This window comes from Neorhizobium sp. T7_12 (assembly GCF_002968535.1).
GTDB classification, from domain to species: domain Bacteria; phylum Pseudomonadota; class Alphaproteobacteria; order Rhizobiales; family Rhizobiaceae; genus Neorhizobium; species Neorhizobium tomejilense.
Genome location: NZ_PVBK01000027.1, coordinates 1 through 17,575, shown reverse-complemented (window position 1 = coordinate 17,575; position 17,575 = coordinate 1). Strand labels below are relative to the sequence as shown.

At 62.0% G+C, this 17,575-nt stretch carries 22 protein-coding genes; 15 read left to right on the top strand and 7 right to left on the bottom strand.

Annotated elements, in window-relative coordinates; genetic code table 11:
- The first annotated feature begins 164 nt into the window (after nucleotides 1-164).
- From C5J26_RS30095 to C5J26_RS30085, 3 genes are read left to right on the top strand one after another with little or no spacing between them, the layout of a single operon-like run.
- On the top strand, nucleotides 165-668 hold the full coding sequence (locus C5J26_RS30095; RefSeq protein ID WP_105405109.1) for a GNAT family N-acetyltransferase: 504 nt from the start codon (nucleotides 165-167) through the stop codon (nucleotides 666-668).
- 51 nt (nucleotides 669-719) lie between these two features.
- The gene (locus C5J26_RS30090; protein ID WP_105405108.1) at nucleotides 720-983 is read left to right on the top strand and encodes a type II toxin-antitoxin system ParD family antitoxin; all 264 of its coding nucleotides are present in this window, start codon (nucleotides 720-722) and stop codon (nucleotides 981-983) included.
- On the top strand, nucleotides 980-1,279 hold the full coding sequence (locus C5J26_RS30085; RefSeq protein ID WP_046631410.1) for a type II toxin-antitoxin system RelE/ParE family toxin: 300 nt from the start codon (nucleotides 980-982) through the stop codon (nucleotides 1,277-1,279). The genes C5J26_RS30090 and C5J26_RS30085 overlap by 4 nt, the downstream gene beginning before the upstream one ends.
- Before the next feature lie 4 nt (nucleotides 1,280-1,283).
- On the opposite strand, the gene C5J26_RS30080 is transcribed toward C5J26_RS30085, so the two are convergent.
- Nucleotides 1,284-1,916 carry a LysE family translocator gene (locus C5J26_RS30080; protein WP_105405107.1) on the bottom strand — a complete coding sequence of 211 codons (633 nt, stop codon included), beginning with the start codon at nucleotides 1,914-1,916 and terminating at the stop codon, nucleotides 1,284-1,286.
- Between the two features lie 181 nt (nucleotides 1,917-2,097).
- On the opposite strand from C5J26_RS30080, the gene C5J26_RS30075 reads away from it, so the two are divergent.
- On the top strand, nucleotides 2,098-3,000 hold the full coding sequence (locus C5J26_RS30075) for a DMT family transporter (protein WP_105405106.1): 903 nt from the start codon (nucleotides 2,098-2,100) through the stop codon (nucleotides 2,998-3,000).
- A 12-nt stretch (nucleotides 3,001-3,012) separates the two neighbouring features.
- On the opposite strand, the gene C5J26_RS30070 is transcribed toward C5J26_RS30075, so the two are convergent.
- Nucleotides 3,013-3,558, bottom strand: a complete 546-nt coding sequence (locus tag C5J26_RS30070) for a MarR family winged helix-turn-helix transcriptional regulator (RefSeq protein ID WP_105405105.1) — start codon at nucleotides 3,556-3,558, stop codon at nucleotides 3,013-3,015.
- A 92-nt stretch (nucleotides 3,559-3,650) separates the two neighbouring features.
- Between C5J26_RS30070 and C5J26_RS30065 the strand changes: the two genes are divergently transcribed.
- Complete coding sequence (locus C5J26_RS30065; RefSeq protein WP_105405104.1) at nucleotides 3,651-4,613, top strand: DMT family transporter; 963 nt, start codon at nucleotides 3,651-3,653, stop codon at nucleotides 4,611-4,613.
- Nucleotides 4,614-4,653: 40 nt separating this feature from the next.
- On the opposite strand, the gene C5J26_RS30060 is transcribed toward C5J26_RS30065, so the two are convergent.
- On the bottom strand, nucleotides 4,654-5,220 hold the full coding sequence (locus C5J26_RS30060; protein ID WP_105405103.1) for a TetR/AcrR family transcriptional regulator: 567 nt from the start codon (nucleotides 5,218-5,220) through the stop codon (nucleotides 4,654-4,656).
- 96 nt (nucleotides 5,221-5,316) lie between these two features.
- On the opposite strand from C5J26_RS30060, the gene C5J26_RS30055 reads away from it, so the two are divergent.
- Nucleotides 5,317-6,243, top strand: coding sequence for an SDR family oxidoreductase (locus C5J26_RS30055; RefSeq protein ID WP_105405102.1), 927 nt, complete (start codon nucleotides 5,317-5,319; stop codon nucleotides 6,241-6,243).
- Here C5J26_RS30055 and C5J26_RS30050 read toward each other — a convergent pair whose 3' ends face one another.
- Nucleotides 6,244-6,885, bottom strand: a complete 642-nt coding sequence (locus tag C5J26_RS30050; RefSeq protein ID WP_105405101.1) for a DUF1062 domain-containing protein — start codon at nucleotides 6,883-6,885, stop codon at nucleotides 6,244-6,246.
- Between the two features lie 447 nt (nucleotides 6,886-7,332).
- On the opposite strand from C5J26_RS30050, the gene C5J26_RS30045 reads away from it, so the two are divergent.
- Nucleotides 7,333-7,740: a cupin domain-containing protein gene (locus C5J26_RS30045; RefSeq protein WP_046627329.1), complete on the top strand. Its 408-nt coding sequence runs from the start codon at nucleotides 7,333-7,335 to the stop codon at nucleotides 7,738-7,740.
- Between the two features lie 2 nt (nucleotides 7,741-7,742).
- Here C5J26_RS30045 and C5J26_RS30040 read toward each other — a convergent pair whose 3' ends face one another.
- Nucleotides 7,743-8,168 carry a GFA family protein gene (locus C5J26_RS30040; protein ID WP_105405100.1) on the bottom strand — a complete coding sequence of 142 codons (426 nt, stop codon included), beginning with the start codon at nucleotides 8,166-8,168 and terminating at the stop codon, nucleotides 7,743-7,745.
- Entirely contained in the window at nucleotides 8,165-9,043 is an 879-nt protein-coding gene (locus tag C5J26_RS30035; protein ID WP_105405150.1) for an NAD(P)-dependent oxidoreductase, read from the bottom strand. Before C5J26_RS30035 ends, C5J26_RS30040 begins: the two co-directional genes overlap by 4 nt.
- 110 nt (nucleotides 9,044-9,153) lie before the next feature.
- On the opposite strand from C5J26_RS30035, the gene C5J26_RS30030 reads away from it, so the two are divergent.
- The 4 genes from C5J26_RS30030 to C5J26_RS30015 all read left to right on the top strand — a co-directional run bounded on the left by C5J26_RS30030 (nucleotide 9,154) and on the right by C5J26_RS30015 (nucleotide 11,915).
- Nucleotides 9,154-9,522, top strand: coding sequence for a helix-turn-helix domain-containing protein (locus C5J26_RS30030; RefSeq protein WP_105405099.1), 369 nt, complete (start codon nucleotides 9,154-9,156; stop codon nucleotides 9,520-9,522).
- Between the two features lie 91 nt (nucleotides 9,523-9,613).
- On the top strand, nucleotides 9,614-10,483 hold the full coding sequence (locus C5J26_RS30025) for an aldose 1-epimerase family protein (protein ID WP_105405098.1): 870 nt from the start codon (nucleotides 9,614-9,616) through the stop codon (nucleotides 10,481-10,483).
- A gap of 149 nt (nucleotides 10,484-10,632) precedes the next feature.
- On the top strand, nucleotides 10,633-11,019 hold the full coding sequence (locus C5J26_RS30020; RefSeq protein ID WP_105405097.1) for a VOC family protein: 387 nt from the start codon (nucleotides 10,633-10,635) through the stop codon (nucleotides 11,017-11,019).
- A gap of 107 nt (nucleotides 11,020-11,126) precedes the next feature.
- The gene (locus tag C5J26_RS30015) at nucleotides 11,127-11,915 is read left to right on the top strand and encodes a hypothetical protein (RefSeq protein WP_105405096.1); all 789 of its coding nucleotides are present in this window, start codon (nucleotides 11,127-11,129) and stop codon (nucleotides 11,913-11,915) included.
- Nucleotides 11,916-11,993: 78 nt separating this feature from the next.
- On the opposite strand, the gene msrB is transcribed toward C5J26_RS30015, so the two are convergent.
- A complete protein-coding gene (msrB, locus tag C5J26_RS30010; RefSeq protein WP_105405149.1) occupies nucleotides 11,994-12,404 on the bottom strand; it encodes a peptide-methionine (R)-S-oxide reductase MsrB in 411 nt (136 codons plus the stop codon).
- Nucleotides 12,405-12,748: 344 nt separating this feature from the next.
- Between msrB and C5J26_RS32990 the strand changes: the two genes are divergently transcribed.
- From C5J26_RS32990 to C5J26_RS29985, 4 genes are all read left to right on the top strand, one after another.
- Nucleotides 12,749-13,024, top strand: a complete 276-nt coding sequence (locus C5J26_RS32990) for a hypothetical protein (protein ID WP_172746197.1) — start codon at nucleotides 12,749-12,751, stop codon at nucleotides 13,022-13,024.
- Between the two features lie 191 nt (nucleotides 13,025-13,215).
- Entirely contained in the window at nucleotides 13,216-13,452 is a 237-nt protein-coding gene (locus C5J26_RS30000) for a hypothetical protein (RefSeq protein WP_105405094.1), read from the top strand.
- Between the two features lie 507 nt (nucleotides 13,453-13,959).
- Nucleotides 13,960-14,778 carry a hypothetical protein gene (locus tag C5J26_RS29995; protein WP_105405093.1) on the top strand — a complete coding sequence of 273 codons (819 nt, stop codon included), beginning with the start codon at nucleotides 13,960-13,962 and terminating at the stop codon, nucleotides 14,776-14,778.
- A gap of 304 nt (nucleotides 14,779-15,082) precedes the next feature.
- On the top strand, nucleotides 15,083-17,428 hold the full coding sequence (locus C5J26_RS29985) for a putative monovalent cation/H+ antiporter subunit A (RefSeq protein WP_105405092.1): 2,346 nt from the start codon (nucleotides 15,083-15,085) through the stop codon (nucleotides 17,426-17,428).
- Nucleotides 17,429-17,575 lie beyond the last annotated feature (147 nt).

The window sequence follows — 17,575 nt, the reverse complement described above, 5'->3', positions numbered from 1 at the left end:
ACTCCCGCATTCCGTCGGCAAGCCAGGACCATCAGCAGATACCGCGCTTGCCCCTCCCGCATCGATTCCAATGAAGTTATCCAAAGAGCAGACCAGCAAATCTGGACTCGTCATTCGATCGTCTGATATAATGGACAAACGAGTATCATGATGGACGAAACCTGATGACCGAACCCCTTGTACGCGACGCCACCGAAGCCGATCTCCCGACCGTCATGGAGATCTACAACGACGCGGTCGCCAACACGACGGCGATCTGGAACGACGTGCTGGTTGACCTTGAGAACCGCAAGGAATGGTTCGCCGCCCGCAAGGCGCGGGGCTTTCCAGTCCTCGTGGCGGATGTCGGCGGCAAGGTCGCCGGTTACGCTTCTTACGGCGACTGGCGCGCCTTCGACGGGTTCCGCCACACGGTCGAGCATTCCGTCTACGTCCACCGCGATTTCCACGGCGCCGGCATCGGCCGGCTGCTGATGCGGAAGCTGATCGCCCGCGCCTCCGAAAACAACATCCACGTCATGGTCGCCTGCATCGAGGCTGGAAACACCGCCTCGATCGGCCTGCACGAAAAACTCGGCTTCCGCACCGCCGGCACGTTTTCCGAGGTCGGCACCAAGTTCGGCCGCTGGCTGGATCTGACCTGCATGGAGCTGAAGGTTCCGGGGTGACGTTGATAATAGTTATTGGTTTTGGTATTCTCCGATGAACGGAGAAGGACCATGGCAAGCAGCGCAAATCTTGGACAGCATCTCGAAAGCTACGTCGACGAACTGGTGAAGTCCGGCCGCTACAATTCCCGTAGCGAGGTCCTGCGCGAAGGCGTGCGGCTGGTCGAAGAACGCGAGAAACGCCTTTTGGCGTTGGACGCCGCGTTGGCTCGGGGTCTGGCAGATGTCGAAGCGGGGCGCTTCAAGCCTATTGAAGAGGTTGCTGCTCGCTTGAAGGCTAAATATGCCGCGATGACGAAAGACGGCGGCAAGTGATCGTTGTCATCACGTCCGAGGCCGAAGAGGACTTCGAGCGCATCGGTGACTATATTGCTCAGTTCAATCCTTCGCGGGCGGAAAGCTTTGTCGAGGAACTGCTCTTGCGGTGCCAGAGTCTGGCGAGGATGCCGTTCCGATTTCCGCTTCTTTCTCGGTTGCAACACGCCGATATACGCCGCGTTCCCCACGGGAATTACGTGATTTATTATCGTGTCGATGATGCCAATGTCTACATTCTCAATATCCTGAACGCCGCCCAGGATTACGAAGCCATCCTCTTCCCGGACGACTGACCCTTCAGCTCCGCTGCAGCGCCAGATGTGCGCCGAGCCCGACCAGCAGCGCGCCTCCGGCCCGCTGCATCAGCCGCTGCGCTCCGCTCGAACGCTTCAGCCGGGTGATGACAGCGCCGGCGAGGAAGACGCAGACGATATCGGCAGAGGAGAACATCAGGTTGACGATCGTGCCGAGGATCACGAACTGCAGCCAGATGGGAAAGGCGGCCGAGGCGTCGATGAACTGCGGCAGGAAGGCGAGGAAGAAGATCGCCGTCTTCGGGTTCAGCACTTCCACCGTTATGCTTTCGAAAAACGCCCGCCGGCCGGATTTCTGGGCAATCTCCGGAAGTTCGAGATCGCCGGCCGCCTTGGCGCGGAACAGCGAGATGCCGAGCCAGACCAGATAGGCCGCGCCGGCCAGCTTCACCGCCAGGTAGAGCATCGGCACCGCATGGAACAGCACCGAAAGCCCGGCGGCTGCGGCGAACACATGCGCGTAACCGCCGATATGGATGCCGAGCGAAGCCATCAGGCCAGACCACCGCCCGCGCGCCAGTGTCTGGGCCGCGGCATAAATCATGGCCGGCCCAGGTATATAGGCGAACACCACGGTGGTGGCGAGAAAGGCGAGAAACAGCTCGGTCGAGGGCATATAGTGTTCCTTGAATTAGCCCGCATCATTGCAACAGGCGGCGCCCGCCCGCAAGTGCGGTCAGCCGCTGCCGTTCGAGCGGCGCAGTGTCGGTCGGAACACTTCGATCCGCACCGAAGCATCCGCCCTCCGTCCTGACCTAGAAGACCCGCATCGAAATGCGAACAGGCCAGGCGTGATCATGCCGAACACACCGAATATGACCAGGGAACTGGCGCTGCTTCTGGCGCTCTCCACGCTCTGGGGCGCTTCCTATACGTTCATCAAGATCGGCGTCGAAACCATCCCGCCGGTCACGCTGATCGCGCTGCGGACCCTGATCGCCGGGGCGGTGCTGCTTGCCGTCATCCGCTGGCGTGGCCTGAAACTGCCGCGCGACGGCGGCACCTGGGCGCGCTTCCTGTTCCAGGCCTGCCTGAACAGCGCCATCCCCTTCACGCTGATCGCCTGGGCGGAACAATCGACGGATGCCGGGCTTGCGGCGATCCTCAATTCCACCACGCCGATCTTCGCCTTCCTGATCACGGCATTGATCACCCGCCACGAGCCGGTGACGGTGCGAAAACTGTTCGGCGTCGGCGCGGGGCTGGTCGGCATCTGCATGGTGATCGGCGTCGAAGTGCTGTCGGGGCTCGGGGAGAGGCTGGTGCCGCAGCTGGCGATCGTGCTGGCGACGGTGTGTTATGCCGGCGCGGCGATCTTCGGCAAGAACTTCAAGGGTCTCGACCCGATCATGCCGGCGGCGGGCTCGCTCGTCTGCGGCGCCGCGCTGCTGGTCCCGGCAAGCCTGATCGTCGACAAGCCCTGGACGCTTGAGCCCTCTATGGGATCGATCCTGGCGCTGGTGGCGCTCTCGGTGTTTTCGACGGCGCTGGCCTTCGTCATCTATTTCAGGCTGATGCAGACGCTCGGCTCGGTCGGCGCGACGTCGCAGGCCTATCTGCGGGTGCCCGTCGGGGTGGCGATCGGCGTCGTTTTCCTCGGCGAAAGCCTGCATCCGGGCGCATGGGCCGGCCTCGTCTGCGTCGTCGCAGGCGTTGCCGCCATGACCCTGCCGCCACGTCGAAAGCTCGTTTCCGTGTGAGCCCGCCTTGCGTCAATCCTCCGTCGGCTCCGACGGTCCCTGTCGTGAAAGATGAGCCTCGACGGCGAGGTTCAGTTCCCGCAGCAGGTCGGCAAGCTGTGCCTTCTTCTCCGGATCGAAGTCCGCGATCGCCGCCGCCTCACTCGCCATGTCCTGCCGGAACGCGGCCTCCGCTCGGCCGATACCCTCGTCGGTTAGTTGTACCGCAAGGCTTCGGCCGTCCTTGTCGGACGGGACGCGCTTGATCAGGCCGGCCTTTTCCAGCCGGCCCAGCCGATGGGTGAGGCTGCCGGAGGCGATCATCAGCGACCGGTAGAGCTCCGTCGGCGTCAGCCGGTGGGGCGGCCCGGAGCGCAGCAGCGTGCCCACGACATCGAATTCCCCGCGGTCCAGCTGAAACGACGCGAACGTCGCCTCGATCGATGGCGTGACCAGCCGCGACAGGCGGTAGATGCGGCCGAGAATCTCCATCGGACCCGTGTCGAGATCCGGCAATTGCTTGGCCCACTGGGCCCGCGCCCGGTCGATGTGATCCTGCGTTTTTTGCGTCTGCGCCATTGCGATTCTCCGTCTCGATAAAACTATCTTGACATGAAGATAAATTGAGAGCAAATATCTTCACATGAAGATAAATAGGTAAGGAGCCGACCATGCCTTCGATCGCCGCAAGGAAGTCCTTTGAAATTCCGCTGATCGTGCAGATGCTTGCCTGTTCCTTCCTGTGGGGAGGCGCTTTCATTCTCCTGAAGTTGGCCGGCACCGCGCTCTCTCCGCTCGCCCTGACGGCGGTGAGGGGGCTGATGGGCGGTAGCCTGATCGCCGTCTGGATGATCGTCTCCGGTCACAACATTCTCCCGCGCGGACGGGAAATGCGCGACTGGGTCGTCCTCGGTTTCCTGCAGGGCGTCGTGCCGAACAGCCTGACGGCCTATGCGCTGACGGAAATTTCGGCGGGCCTGACATCGATGATCCAGGCCTCCACGCCGCTCGTCGTCGCGGTTCTGGCGCAGGCGCTGTTTGCAAGCGAGCGGCTGACGCCGAAAGTGGCGCTCGGGCTTGCAACCGGCTTCGGCGGCATGGTCCTGCTGATCGGCCCGGCGGCGCTCGGTGCCGACAACGTCAGCCTTCGCGGCGTCGGCGCCGTGGCCATCGTCGCGGTCAGCTACGCGCTCGGCAATCTTTATGTGCGCGGTATTCCAGGTGCTCAGCCGGTCCGGCTGGCGCTGGGACAGCAGCTGTTCTCCGGCCTGCCGACCTTCGCGGTGATGATCTATCTCGGCAATCTTTCGGCCTTCTCTCCGGCACTCGACAACCTGCCGCTGCTTCTCGTTCTCGGCGTGTTCGGAACTGCCCTGCCGATCGTTCTCTACATGAACATCCTCAAGAAGGCGGGTCCGACCATCGGTTCGATGAACGGTTATTTCCTGCCGCCCTGGACGATTATCCTCGGTTTTGTCCTGCTGGGTGAACCCGTCAGCCTGAGAGAGATCATCGCCACCGCGATCGTGCTAGGTGGTGTCGCGATCGTGTCGCTGAAGACGGAAATGCTATTGATCGCCTGCCGCAGGCTGGTTGCCATTTTTTACCCGCGGCGCAGCGGCAAGGTTGCCTGAGCCAGAAGGTTGACCAAAGGCCCGGTACTCCGGGCCTTTTCTATTGTCCGGGCAGCACCGCTGCGACAAACGCTTCCAGGCTCCGGCGCACATGCGCGTCGATCGGCCCCGCGGGATTGAACCCCCACCAGAGAAGACAACCCTGCCACTGCGAGGCCATCAGCATGCCGATATTGTCCGGCGTGCCGGGGGTCGACGCAAAACAGGCCGTGATCGCGGTGGAGATAACTTCGCCCCAGGCGCTGCCGCGGGCGCGCAGGCGCGGATCGCGAAAATCCTCCCGCAGCATCAGCAGGCCTTCGGCATAGGCTTCGATGCCGCCATAGTCTCCGGAAAGCGCAACGAGAATGTCCACGGCGCCTTGAGGCGTCTTCGGCGCGCTGGCGATCGCCGCTTCCGTCTTGGTATCCAGATCGTCCCAGGCAAACAGCAGCGCGGCGCGGGCAAGTTCCTCCTTGTTCCTGAAGCGCTGCACCAGCGTCGAGCCGGAAAGGCCGCAGGCGGTGGCGAGGGAGGCGAAGGTCAGTGCCTCCGGGCCTTTTTCGTGCATCACCTTCAGTGCCGCCGCCAGTACGTCCCTGTCCGGCATGGTTTTCGGTCGCGCCATCTTGCCTCTCGAATTATAAACGAATAAACGTTTATATATTGCCTTTATATGAAGCGCCAGTTCTAACCATACGGAACCGGAAGGGAAGGAGCAGTCATGTCGCACGTGTACAAAAAGCCGCTCGAGGGAAAAATCGCGCTGGTGGCAGGCGCCACGCGGGGTGCCGGGCGGGGTATCGCGGTCGAACTCGGGGCGGCCGGCGCCACCGTTTATGTCACCGGCCGGACGACGCGGCAGAAGCAGTCGGAATACCGGCGGCCGGAGACGATCGAGGATACCGCCGAACTGGTGACGCAAGCCGGCGGCACGGGGATTGCGGTGCCGCTCGATCACCTCGTCTCGGAGGATGTCGCAGCGCTCGTCGAGCGCATCCGCCGGGAGCAGGGCCGGCTGGATATCCTCGTCAACGACATCTGGGGCGGCGAACATCTGTTCGAATGGGACAAGCCGGTCTGGGAGCACGACCTCGAAAAGGGCCTGCGCATGCTGCGGCTGGCGATCGACACCCACCTGATCACCGCCCATCATGCGCTGAAGCTGATGATCGAAAAGCCGGGCGGTCTGCTGGTCGAGGTCACCGATGGCACGGCGGAATACAATGCCGAGCATTATCGCCTTTCGCCCTTCTACGACCTCGCCAAAACCGCGGTGACGCGCATGGCCTGGGCGCACGGCAAGGATCTCGAGAAGGTCGGCAGCACCTCGGTCTCGATCACCCCCGGCTGGCTGCGCTCCGAAATGATGCTGGATATCTACCAGGTGACCGAGGAGAACTGGCGGGATGCGCTCGTCGCCCAGCCGCATTTCTGCATTTCCGAAACGCCGCGCTTCATCGGCCGGGCGGTGGCAGCGCTTGCCGCCGACCCGGACCGGGCACGCTGGAACGGCCAGTCGCTGTCGAGCGGCGGCCTTGCCAAGGTCTATGAGTTCAACGATGTCGACGGCTCGCGGCCGGATTGCTGGCGCTACCTGAAAGAGGTTCAGGAGCCCGGCAAACCGGCCGACGCCACCGGCTATCGCTGATCAGCCGCCCATCGCCGCTCTGCCGATCGCCGCCTTTCCGACCACCAGCCGCTCGGCCTCGTCGCGCAGGTCGAGCGTGATCAGGGTGCCGTCGCGGATACCGCGTTTCAGCGCGTCCTTCCGCTCCGGCCCGATCCGGATCTCCTGCCTGTCGAAAAGCGCCTGCAGCCGGCTGCGCGACAGCGGCAGTTCCGCCGCCAGCAACCGGTCGAGCCGCAGGCCGGTCGGGTAGGGCAGGGAGAGCGTGATTGCGATCCGCCGCCAATCCGCATCGTGGCGCAGCACCGCCTTGCGCATCTCGATGTCGTCGCTCTCCTCGATGCGTCCGGCCCTGGCCTTCAGCGCCTGTGCGTCGAATTCGATGCGGGCCACGAAGTCCGGCGTACTCGCCTGCAGCGCGTCGAGCATGGCAGGATCGATCGCCCGGATGGTCTGCCGCTCGAAGATCGGCCGGTTCCAGGTGCCGTCGCAGGCGATGCATCGGTAGATGAGCCAGGCATCGAGCCGCTTGCCATTGGCATTGAGGCGGATGCGGCCGCTGGAGCGGAACGGTCTCGATAGCCCGCAGCCGCTGCAGGCAAGGATCGGCCGGGGTGGAGTTTTAGGGGTTGCAGTCCATTCGAGATGGAGGATGTCGCACATGCCGTTTTGATCTTCCGGTCAGGAAGTTCATGCGGGAAACGGCACTCAAGAAGCCCTCTCAGGGCGCGCACGGTGTGGCGAAGGTCCGGACTGTGGGGAGATAAGCGTCGGAGGTCTTAGTCGGACGGTTCAGGGCAGCATGAGGCCGCACTGGCACGATCAATGCCAAACCGGTCTCAAGCCGCCACCCCGATGAACAGTGTTCCCACGCGGGCAAGCGTCATCGCTCTTCCACACATGGGAGGGTGAACCTGTCGAGACCGGGGATTACTTAGGCAAACTGAACCTCAAAGGCCGACGCTCTTCGACTGAAAGGCATAAACGTGCGAAAATCGAAGTCAAGAATTTTTGGACGTCGCGCCGCGCCTGTTGTGACCTATATGCCGTCCTGACCTATATGACCTGACCCATATGAAGTGTAACCAGTCGTTCAGCGAGGATCGAACCATGGACATCAAGCGCAGCGGATCGCAGCCTTCGAAGGCACCGCCACAATATTTCACCGGCACCGTCCGGTTGGATCCGATCGTCGAGGCGCCGGAGCCGGCCCGGGTCCGCGCCCTTTCGGTCACCTTCGAACCGGGTGCCCGCACCGACTGGCACACCCACCCGCTCGGCCAGACGCTGCTCGTCACGGCCGGCGCCGGATTGGCGCAGGTCTGGGGCGAGCCGGTCCGGGCCATCCGGCCCGGCGACGTGATCTGGTTCCCGCCCGGCGAAAAACACTGGCACGGCGCATCCCCGACCACCGCCATGACCCACATCGCCATCCAGGAAGCGCTGAACGGCAGCACGGCGGAATGGCTGGGCGCGGTGACGGACGATGAATATGCGGGCGAGGTCGCGAAAGACTGAGCCTATTCGACGAGCCGGATTTCCGCGTCCGGTTCGTACCAGCCATGGCGCCGGCGCGACCAGAAGATCGCAGCCGGCGGCGCGAAATCCGGCTCGCCGAAACAGCCGACCGAAACGACGATCCCGTTCTCCAGCACCTCCGCCTCCATGTAGACCAGCGTGCCGCAATTCGGGCAGAAGACCTGGTCCATCCACCGGCCCTCGTCGGTGATCCGCCGGAAGCGCCGCCGCTCGCCTCCGTCGGCGACGATTGCCTGCTTGCGATAACGTGCCCGATAGGAAAACGCCGATCCTGTCGCCTTCTGGCATTCGAGGCAGGCGCAGGCATAGACCCGCTCCGGCGCGCCCGCGAGGGTGAGCCGGAAGTTGCCGCAGGAACAGGCGGCGGTGCGGGTGGTCTCTCCCTGCCGGTTTTCCGCCTCGGTCATTTGGTCTCCATGAAGCGCGCCAGCGCCGCGAAGTCGTCCTCGGCGTGGCCAGCCCGGATGGCCGCCTCGAAAAGGCTGCCGAAGGCGTTCGCAATCACCGGGTTGATGCCGCGCTCCGTGTTGATCTCTACGAGATGCTGGAAGGCCACATTGTGGACTGCGATCGTCGCGAGGGTTTCCTCGTCGCCCCGGTCGCGCCCGTCCAGCACCCGTTGCGTCAGATCCCGTTCCGCCCCATCGATGACGGGTTGGGAAAGCTTTAGATAGTTCGCGTAGATTTCGGGATCGATGTTTTCGGCTTTGGTGATGGCGAGCGCCTGGAGCGTACCGAACAGCGTGCCCCACATCTGGCCGAGAAGGGCGCTGTCGAGCGCGGAGGCCGCCCCGAAATCCTCGCTGACGAAAGCGGATTTCCCGCCGAGCCCGGCAAACACCCTTTCGTGCTGCCTGTAATGGGCGCCCGACCCGCTGTAGAGGATCAGCGTCTCCGGTTCGCCGATGAAATTCGGCGTGGCCATGATCGCCCCGTCGAGATAGGCGATGCCGTGTTCGGCCGCCCAGGCGCCGGTGTCGCGCGCCGTCTTCGGCGAACCGGAGGTGAGCTGCACGAGCAGCTTGCCCTTCAGCGCCTCGGTGACATCCGGTTTCCTCAGCTGCGCATCGGAAGCGGGATAGTCGAGCAGATTGACGAAAACGATCTCCGCTCCGGCCGCCGCCCGTTCCGGTGTCGGTTCCGGTCGTGCCCCAAAAGCGCCGAGCGCCTGCGCCTTTTCCGCCGTGCGGTTCCAGACATGCACCTCGTGGCCGCTTTTCGCGAGCGTACGAACAAGTGCCGTTCCCATTCGGCCGGCGCCGAGAAACCCTATTGTGGTCATCGCATCGAACTCCAATATGTGAGACGGCATTTTGATAACGCCTCCGGCCGGAGGCGGTAAATTACGCACCTTCGGGTAAGCGGTTACTCTGCAGTAAGGGGAGAACGGGAATGAAACGCCTGCCGGACGACGATTGCGGTTTTGCCAGCGCCCTCAACGTGATCGGTGGAAAGTGGAAGACCGACATCCTCTGGGAGATCAACATCGAGCCCCGCCGCTTCGGGGAGCTGAAGCGCATACTCTCAGGCGTCAGCGAAAAGATGCTCGCCCAGCAGCTTCGCGAGATGGAGGCGGACGGTCTCATCCGCCGCGAAGTGTTTGCGGAGAAGGTGCCGCGGGTGGAATATTCCGCCACCGATTTCGGCCGCAGCCTCAACCACGCCGTGACGGTGATGGCAGAGTGGGGCAAGGCCTACGAGGTCCGCATGGCGGAGAAGGCCGAACAGGAGCGCCGGCCCGTCCTGGCGATGCGGGCCTGAGGCTCGAAAAGGTTTCGCGCGTAATTGAACCGAAACGTCCGGCGCGCAAAGATGAGGACATGATTCCGAACCGGAACCTGAAGGAGCCGCCATGTCAGACGTCACCCGCATTTCCAACCAATACCTGACCGTCGACATCTCCTCGCTCGGCTCCGAGATGCAGGCGCTGACGGCCGCCGATGGCCGCTCGTTTCTCTGGAATGGCGATGCCGCCTTCTGGAACGGCCGCTCCCCGGTTCTGTTTCCGATGGTCGGCAAGGCGCCGGAAAACCGGATCAGCGTCGAGGGCAAGCCTTACGAGATGGGCCAGCACGGTTTCGCCCGCCGCAGCGAGTTTACGCTCGCCTCGTCGAGCGGGACCATGTGCCGCTACGAACTCGCCGCCTCCGACGCGACACGCGCCGTCTATCCGTTCGAATTCCTGCTGGCGGTCGAGCATTCGCTGGATGGCCGGACGCTGACGGTCGCGGCCGAAGTCGAGAACCGCGATCAAAAACCGATGCCCTTCGGTCTCGGGTTCCACCCGGCCTTTGTCTGGCCGATTCCCGGCGCGGCGGGCAAGGCCCACAAAATCACCCTCGACAACGGCGCCGAACCGGCTTTGACGCGGCTGGAAGGCGGGCTGGTCAAGCCGGAAAAACTGCCGTCGCCGTTTACGGCCGGCGGCCTCACCCTCGACCACGCGATGTTCGAGGCGGATGCGATGATCTTTCCGGAAGGGGCGGGCGAGGGGCTGACCTATGCCGCCGAGGGCGGTCCCGCGCTGAAATTTTCCTTCGAAAACCTGCCGAATCTGGCGCTCTGGCAGAAACCCGGCGCCCCCTTCATCTGTATCGAACCCTGGCACGGCACCGCCGCCGAACTCGGCGGCTCGGACGATCTTGCGAAACGTCCCTACGGCGTGGTCCTTGCACCGGGCGAAAAAGCCCGCTTCGCCTTCACGGTGGAACTGCCGGAATAGCACACAGGGTATCCCGGCTTCCCGAGACCCCGCATTCGGTTTATGACTACCGTCGGCGTCGCCGGGTGCAGTTGCCGCCCGGGATCATCGTCTACGACAAGGACCCGACCTGACGTCAGGCGGTCCCGCGAGTGCTGTTGGAGGAGAGCATGTCCGCGTTGCTTCGCATAAACCACCTGTCCATCATGGTCCGGGATCTTACCCGCAGCGCCGATTTCTACCACCGGGTCCTGCGCCTGCCGGAAATCGAGTGCAAGGCCCGCAAGCCCAACATCCGCTGGTTCGGCATCGGCGACAGCCAGTCGATCCACCTGATCGAAGGCGATTTCGGCCAAACCTACGTCACCATGTCGACCCATCTCTGCATCGCCGTGACCGACCTCGACGCCACGGTCGCCCACATTGCCGCAACCGGCACGAAATACGGCGATCTGGCCAGAAACGAGGGCAGGATCTACACCCGTGCCGACGGCGTTCGGTCCGTCTATCTGCAGGACCCGGACGGCTACTGGCTCGAGATCAGCGACGATTATTGAACTGCCGCAATACTCGCGCGAATGCGCGAATGCCATGAATTTGCAGCCCAAGGTTGGCGCAAGGCTTGGATGCTTCTCTTCGGGGAATATTTTCGGGGAGAATAATCATGACCACCATTGCATCCACATCCTACTATAACGCGGCCACTCGACATGCAGGTTCCAATGGCGCGGGTCTTGCCAAGGCCGACGATCCTTATGGGGACGCCGTCGGAGACCAGGCTTCGGCGCGCGGGGCCGGCAAGGAATCGGCAACCGCCGATGGTGCGCAGGCCGATGGCGGCGCTTCGACGGTGACCATCAATTTCATGGGCAAGGTCGTCAACGCGATTGTCCTCGACCGTTCGAACCTCAAGGCGATCAACGTCGCCGAATTGCCGGAAGACGAGTACCAGCAATTCATGGAGGGAGCGCGGCGGCGCATGGAGGCGAACAAGAGCTACCTCGAAAGCCAGTACACAGAGCGGTCCTTCCCGGACTATTCGAACGATCCGCGTATGAAGACCTATGCGACCATCACCATCGCAGGCAGGGTCGTCGCCACCATCGACAATCAGGGTGTGGTGCAGACCGCAAGCGATTCGATGGGCGACCGCATTACCAAAATGCTGATGGCTGGCCTAACCGACGAGGCCAACATCCCCGGCGGTCCGGCAAATGCGCAATACAGGGCCGAGAAGATCGCCGAATTGCTGGGCGGCCGGATAGTCAAGGCTTCCACCGCGATGACGCAGCGGCAATACAATGCCATGCCGCCATTCGAAGGACCGACGATCACCATCGACTACGAGGGCATGAAGAACGACCCCTTGTCCGCACAGATCGACCGCATGGCCGAGAATTATGCGGAGACGGAGAAAAAGCGGGCGGAATATCTGGCTCGGCAGCAGGCGTGAAAATCTTTTCCAAATGGACGGAGCCTCGAGCGGCCCGCCCATTTGGAAATTATAGCCTGATGGTCGAGAACATCAGATTCACTTCATCGCCTCGAAATCCATCGCGTGGCCGTTGATGCAGTAGCGCAGGCCGGTCGGCGGGGGGCCGTCGGGGAAGACGTGGCCGAGATGGCCGCCGCAATTGCTGCAACGGACTTCGGTGCGCACCATGCCGTGCGACATGTCGCGGATTTCGGTGATCGCTTCCGGATTCACCGCCTCGAAATAGCTCGGCCAGCCACAGCCGGAATCGAACTTGGTGTCGGAGACGAACAGCGGTTCGTGGCAGGCGGCGCAGCTGTAGAGGCCCTTTTCATGGCTGTTCCAGAAGGGCCCGGTAAAGGCGCGTTCGGTGCCGGCCTGCCGCAGGATCCGGTACTGCTCGGGCGTCAGGAGCTCGCGCCATTCCGCATCGGTCTTCTGGATTTTCGGGGTGATGACATCGGACATCGCAAGGTTCCTTTCGTTTCCCCATAGATAGGCATCGAGACGGCGAAGGAAAAGTCCGCGATTGGAGAGCGGATGCCGGCGTGGCTGTTTCCGGCCCAAAGCGGTCACTGGGGTTGCTCAAATTTACGCATCCCTTAATCTCTCCAAAGAGTTTGGAGAAGACTGACATGACATGGCTCATCGACTCTTTCTCAGGAATTGGGCCTATAAAATTTGACATGACTCCAGAGGATGTCGCCACACACATTGGAGCACCAGACCGGTCGAGACGCGGCCTTCGGCCTGATACGTTCAGTGAGCATCGCGGTACCAAAGCGCCAGTCGTACGCTATCGAGAAAATCGCGTGAGCGAGATCGAAGCCTTCTACGATATTGGGGTAGTTATGTTTCGAGGGATATCTGTTTTCGGAACGAACGGATTAAAGGTACTCCGCGCATTGGAAGAGCTAAACGGGGGAGCCGCGGTTTCTGTTGGGATCATACTGTTCGACAAGCTCGGCTTAACGGTGGGCCGTCTGGATGAAGGTCCGCCCACAGGGCATTCGGTAACCGCCTTTGCATCCGGCACTTGGAACGGCAAAACCGATGACTTCACTAGCATCAGTTTCAATGACCGCTAATTGCGCAAAGCGGCCACGGTGTCTCGATCGCAGGGGTCCGGGTCGCGCTGGTTCACTTCTGGTGCCGAGTCCCTTCGAAAGCGGACGCAATAATCCAGTCCATTTCCCGCCAGTGACAAGGTCATCGCTTGCCGCAGTAGGGTTACGTCGAAAAACATGATAAGCGCCAGCCAAACAACAACAGGAGTGAAATAGTGACTGAACCGACCGTAGCAGATGCAACAGGCCGCATTTATGAATCGCTCCAGGCGAACAATGCCGACATCGACATGCATATCACGGCTCTCAAGGCGGCGATGGCTCGGGCGGGTTTGAAAGAGGCCGTATTCGACCCGGCTAGGCTCGTGCAGAACAACCGTTCTGGCAGGAAGCTGATGCAGGCTTACTTTAGGCAGCGCGGCGTGACGGTGAAATTCTCGGCTGAGTGAAGCCTTTCAATTATATCAGGCAGTGCAATATGACGGATGGCCGGATCACACGAATGAGGCTCGAGACCAAGCTCGGGCCCTCGGACGCGACTTAAGAAGCCGCATCCGTTCCGGGTGTGACGCCTGCGCTAGTGAGCCGTCGGAACCGACCCTCATCCAAGCCGTGCAGCCGCGCCCGGTCTAACCTCCCAGTCACAATCGCAGACATTATCTCGGCGCGGTATTCACCGCCGTTGCCGCTGCGTGAACAGATTGCTTGAATTAACGGAATAGTACGTTTATTTATTTGGGCAGGGAGGAGAAGCGCGAGCTTCTCAAAGCAACGCCTGGATACACGGATCGGCAGATTCGCCGAGCGCTGACGTGTGTCTTGTTCTCTTCTCGAAAGCACCAATAGGAGGAGGAGCCTATGCTTTCAGCAATCGCGTCCAGAAGTCAGGCGCGCTTCGGTGACAACCAATGTGAGCAAGCAGTTTCAGCCGCGTTATCGGACAGGGAGATCAGATAATGAAACGCCTAAAGAATTCCGCAAGAGCCGCCTTATTGGTAGTGTCCGCTCTTTTATGGGCAAGCTCGCCAAGTTTCGCACAGCTAAAGCCCGCAGTTCAGACCACGGGAAAAGAGCGTCCCGAATCCATCATCTATATCGGCAATAGTTTCTTTTACTTCAACAACGGGATCAGCGGGTTTATCTCCAGAATCCTCGCAGCGGCTGACCCTGAATACAAGCTACGCTCGGCTCAGGTGACAATAAGCGGCTCTGGTTTCGATTGGCACGATGTCGGCTCGTACTTCCGGCCTAACGCGGTGGGACGTTATACGATCGACAGCAAAAACGTCGTCACTTTCAACAATCCGGAGCGCCTGTTCGACCTGGCGATTATGATGGATTGCAGTCAGTGCCCGGTTCATCCGCAGTTGAAGGACATATTCTACGAATATGCAAAGAAGCACTCTGAGACTGTAAGGAAGAACGGCGCAGAGCCAGTTTTCTTTATGTCGTGGGCTTATCTCGACAAACCGGAGATGACCGAACAACTCGCCGAAGCCTACACCCGTATCGGAAATGAAAACAAAGCTCTTGTTATTCCTGCAGGATTGGCATTTGCCAGGTCGGTCAAAGAGCGCCCTGATATCAGTCTCTATACGGCCGACAAGCGGCATCCGACGGCGGCGGGGTCGTATCTGGCTGCTTTGACGACCTACGCGGCAATCTTCAAGAAAAACCCGGTGGGACTCAGTTACACAGCTGGTTTCGATGAAGAAGTAGCGAAATTCTTGCAAACCACTGCATGGGAGACGGTAAATGACTACCTGGCACCCTGATCGCAGGGATCATGCAATCTCTTGAGCGGTGTGTACCAAGATCAAGTCGGGGGCCAAGCTCATTTGCTGGCCCCCAGTTTGTGATCAAATTCGACCATCGGTGCTGGCACTGCATGAGGCCATCGCCGCTCATTGCGCGAAGCTGCCCCCTCAAGCATCGGTCGCACTTGCCGTCAAATTCCCGAAAACTCGCGTTTCTGTGTGTTTCGTCCGGTTCCGCTTGAGGCGGGGCCAGGTTTCCCATAGAAAATCACCTGCCTCCGAACGGTCGGGCGGTGTGGGGCTTCTGAAGCGTGGAGATGACATGGCTGCCAATGCGCCGGCGTTGACGTTCTTCGCACTCTTCCTTCCCTTCCTCGCTTCCGTTCTGGCGCCTGTCCTCACCCGCTTTCTGGGCGACAAGGCCGCCTGGGTTTTGGCACTGGCCCCGGCGCTCGCATTTGCGCATTTCTGCACCTTCCTGCCCGAAATCGCCGCCGGCGAAGTGGTGACCGGGGGGTATGCCTGGGCGCCGAGCTTCAACCTTTCCTTCTCCTGGTTCCTCGATGGCCTGTCGCTCACCTTCGCGCTTCTCATCACCGGCATCGGTACCCTGATCGCCCTTTATTCCGGCGGCTACATGAAGGGTCATGAGGGGCAGGGGCGCTTCATGGCCTTCATCCTCGCCTTCATGGGCGCCATGCTCGGCCTCGTCGTCTCCGACAGCTTTCTGATGCTGTTCGTCTATTGGGAACTGACCTCGATCACCTCCTTCCTGCTGATCGGCTTCGATCACGAGCGGGAGGCGGCGCGGCGTGCAGCACTTCAGGCGCTGGTGGTCACCGGCGGCGGCGGGCTCTGCCTGCTCGCAGGCCTGGTCTTCCTCTGGAACATCACCGGCGTTACCCAGCTTTCGCTGCTCGTGCATCTGGGCGACGGGCTGCGCCAGAGCCCGTTCTATCTCGCCACCCTGCTGCTGGTGCTTGCCGGCGCCTTCACCAAGTCGGCGCAGTTTCCGTTCCATTTCTGGCTGCCCAACGCCATGGAAGCGCCGACGCCTGTCTCGGCCTATCTGCATTCGGCAACCATGGTGAAGGCCGGCGTCTACCTGCTGATGCGGCTGAACCCGGTCATGGGGGATACCCCCGCCTGGGTGATCCTGCTGCCCTTCTTCGGCGGTATCACGCTGATTGCCGGCACCTTCCTCGCCGTCCGCCAGACGGACTTGAAGCTGATGCTCGCCTACACGACCATGGCCTCGCTCGGTCTGCTCACCATGCTGACCGGTTTCGGTTCGGCCCATGCGGTCGAGGCGGCGGTGCTTTATCTCGTCGCCCATTCGCTGTTCAAGGGCGCGCTGTTCATGGTCGCCGGCACGGTGGATCATGAGGCCGGCACCCGCGACGTCACCAAGCTCGGCGGCCTGCGCGCCGCCATGCCGGTCACCTTCGGCGCGGCGCTTTTGGCGGCGCTCTCGATGGGCGGCCTGCCGCTGTTCTTTGGTTTCCTCGCCAAGGAGGAGATCTATGCGGCACTCGCCGCCGGCAATCCGCGGGCCGTGTTTTTCACGGGCCTTGCCGTCATCGGCAATGCGCTGATGTTCGCGATTGCCTTTGCCGTGGCGCTGAAACCCTTCCTCGGTCCCCATGTCGAGACGCCGAAACATGCTCACGAAGGACCAATGACGCTCTGGCTGGGCCCGGTTGTTCTCTCCGTGCTCGGCTTGGCGGCCGCACTCTTTTCCGGCCTGGCGCATCGTTACATCTCCTCGCCGATGGCAAGCGCGATTACCGACGAAAAGATCGTCATCGACATTTCCACCGTGCCGCATCTCGGCCTGCCGCTGCTTCTGTCGGTGATCACCGTATTGCTCGGCGCGCTCGCCTTCTGGCGGCTGACGGACCTTCGGGCCTTCATGGTGCGGGCGGTGGAAAGCCTTGGCCCCGGACCGGACCGAGGTTTCGACCATGTCGTCTCCGGCCTGGTGCAGCTTTCGGCCGCCGTCACCCGTTTCGTCCAGCCGGGCCGGCTGGAAATCTACATCACCGCCACCTTCATCCTGCTGGCCGTGACGCTGCTCGTCCCGCCCTTCGTGTTCGGCGAACTGCCGGCGATGCCCGCCTGGCCGGAGCAATTGCTGGTCCAGGAAGCGGCGTTCTTCGCAATCGCGGTGATCGGCCTTTTCGCCGTGCTGCGCGCAAAAGACCGGCTGACGGCGATCGTCTCGCTCGGCATCCAGGGTTTTGCCGTCGCCGTCATCTTCCTGCTGTTCGGCGCGCCGGACCTGTCGTTCACCCAGTTCATGGTCGAGACGCTGTCGGTCGTCATCCTGGCGCTGGTGATGACGCGGCTGCGGCTCACCCCGCGGGATCATCGGCCTCTGGGACAGTCGCTCTTCGACGGCATGGTCGCGGTCGCCTGCGGCCTCGGCTTCACGCTGCTGCTTTTGAAATCGACGCAGGCGCCGTTCGACACCGTTCTTACCGATTTCTTCAACACCTATTCCAAGACGGTCGCCCACGGCGCCAACGTCGTCAACGTCATCATCGTCGACTTCCGCGGCACCGATACGCTGGGCGAGATCGCGGTGGTGATGGTGACCGCGCTCGCGGTGCTGGCGCTGATCCGGGTGAGGGCGGGCAAACGCGCCGGATCGGGGGAGGGGCGATGAGACTCGTCATCATGGCTTACCCCCCTCTGGTGCAGGATTGCTGCGTATGGGACGTGAGGCGCTGCGACACCCCTAACCCTCCCCCTCGTGGGGAGGGTGGCCGGCAGGCGGGAGGGGTTTTATGCGGAGCGCAGACCCCTCCCCAAC

What these genes read in the sequence shown, in the direction of transcription:
- C5J26_RS30095 (WP_105405109.1), top strand. Translation starts at nt 165, where the DNA reads ATGACCGAACCCCTTGTACGCGACGCCACCGAAGCCGATCTCCCGACC.
- C5J26_RS30090 (WP_105405108.1), top strand. Translation starts at nt 720, where the DNA reads ATGGCAAGCAGCGCAAATCTTGGACAGCATCTCGAAAGCTACGTCGAC.
- C5J26_RS30080 (WP_105405107.1), bottom strand. Translation starts at nt 1,916, where the DNA reads ATGCCCTCGACCGAGCTGTTTCTCGCCTTTCTCGCCACCACCGTGGTG.
- C5J26_RS30075 (WP_105405106.1), top strand. Translation starts at nt 2,098, where the DNA reads ATGCCGAACACACCGAATATGACCAGGGAACTGGCGCTGCTTCTGGCG.
- C5J26_RS30070 (WP_105405105.1), bottom strand. Translation starts at nt 3,558, where the DNA reads ATGGCGCAGACGCAAAAAACGCAGGATCACATCGACCGGGCGCGGGCC.
- C5J26_RS30065 (WP_105405104.1), top strand. Translation starts at nt 3,651, where the DNA reads ATGCCTTCGATCGCCGCAAGGAAGTCCTTTGAAATTCCGCTGATCGTG.
- C5J26_RS30060 (WP_105405103.1), bottom strand. Translation starts at nt 5,220, where the DNA reads ATGGCGCGACCGAAAACCATGCCGGACAGGGACGTACTGGCGGCGGCA.
- C5J26_RS30055 (WP_105405102.1), top strand. Translation starts at nt 5,317, where the DNA reads ATGTCGCACGTGTACAAAAAGCCGCTCGAGGGAAAAATCGCGCTGGTG.
- C5J26_RS30050 (WP_105405101.1), bottom strand. Translation starts at nt 6,885, where the DNA reads ATGTGCGACATCCTCCATCTCGAATGGACTGCAACCCCTAAAACTCCA.
- C5J26_RS30045 (WP_046627329.1), top strand. Translation starts at nt 7,333, where the DNA reads ATGGACATCAAGCGCAGCGGATCGCAGCCTTCGAAGGCACCGCCACAA.
- C5J26_RS30040 (WP_105405100.1), bottom strand. Translation starts at nt 8,168, where the DNA reads ATGACCGAGGCGGAAAACCGGCAGGGAGAGACCACCCGCACCGCCGCC.
- C5J26_RS30035 (WP_105405150.1), bottom strand. Translation starts at nt 9,043, where the DNA reads ATGACCACAATAGGGTTTCTCGGCGCCGGCCGAATGGGAACGGCACTT.
- C5J26_RS30030 (WP_105405099.1), top strand. Translation starts at nt 9,154, where the DNA reads ATGAAACGCCTGCCGGACGACGATTGCGGTTTTGCCAGCGCCCTCAAC.
- C5J26_RS30025 (WP_105405098.1), top strand. Translation starts at nt 9,614, where the DNA reads ATGTCAGACGTCACCCGCATTTCCAACCAATACCTGACCGTCGACATC.
- C5J26_RS30020 (WP_105405097.1), top strand. Translation starts at nt 10,633, where the DNA reads ATGTCCGCGTTGCTTCGCATAAACCACCTGTCCATCATGGTCCGGGAT.
- C5J26_RS30015 (WP_105405096.1), top strand. Translation starts at nt 11,127, where the DNA reads ATGACCACCATTGCATCCACATCCTACTATAACGCGGCCACTCGACAT.
- msrB (WP_105405149.1), bottom strand. Translation starts at nt 12,404, where the DNA reads ATGTCCGATGTCATCACCCCGAAAATCCAGAAGACCGATGCGGAATGG.
- C5J26_RS29995 (WP_105405093.1), top strand. Translation starts at nt 13,960, where the DNA reads ATGAAACGCCTAAAGAATTCCGCAAGAGCCGCCTTATTGGTAGTGTCC.
- C5J26_RS29985 (WP_105405092.1), top strand. Translation starts at nt 15,083, where the DNA reads ATGGCTGCCAATGCGCCGGCGTTGACGTTCTTCGCACTCTTCCTTCCC.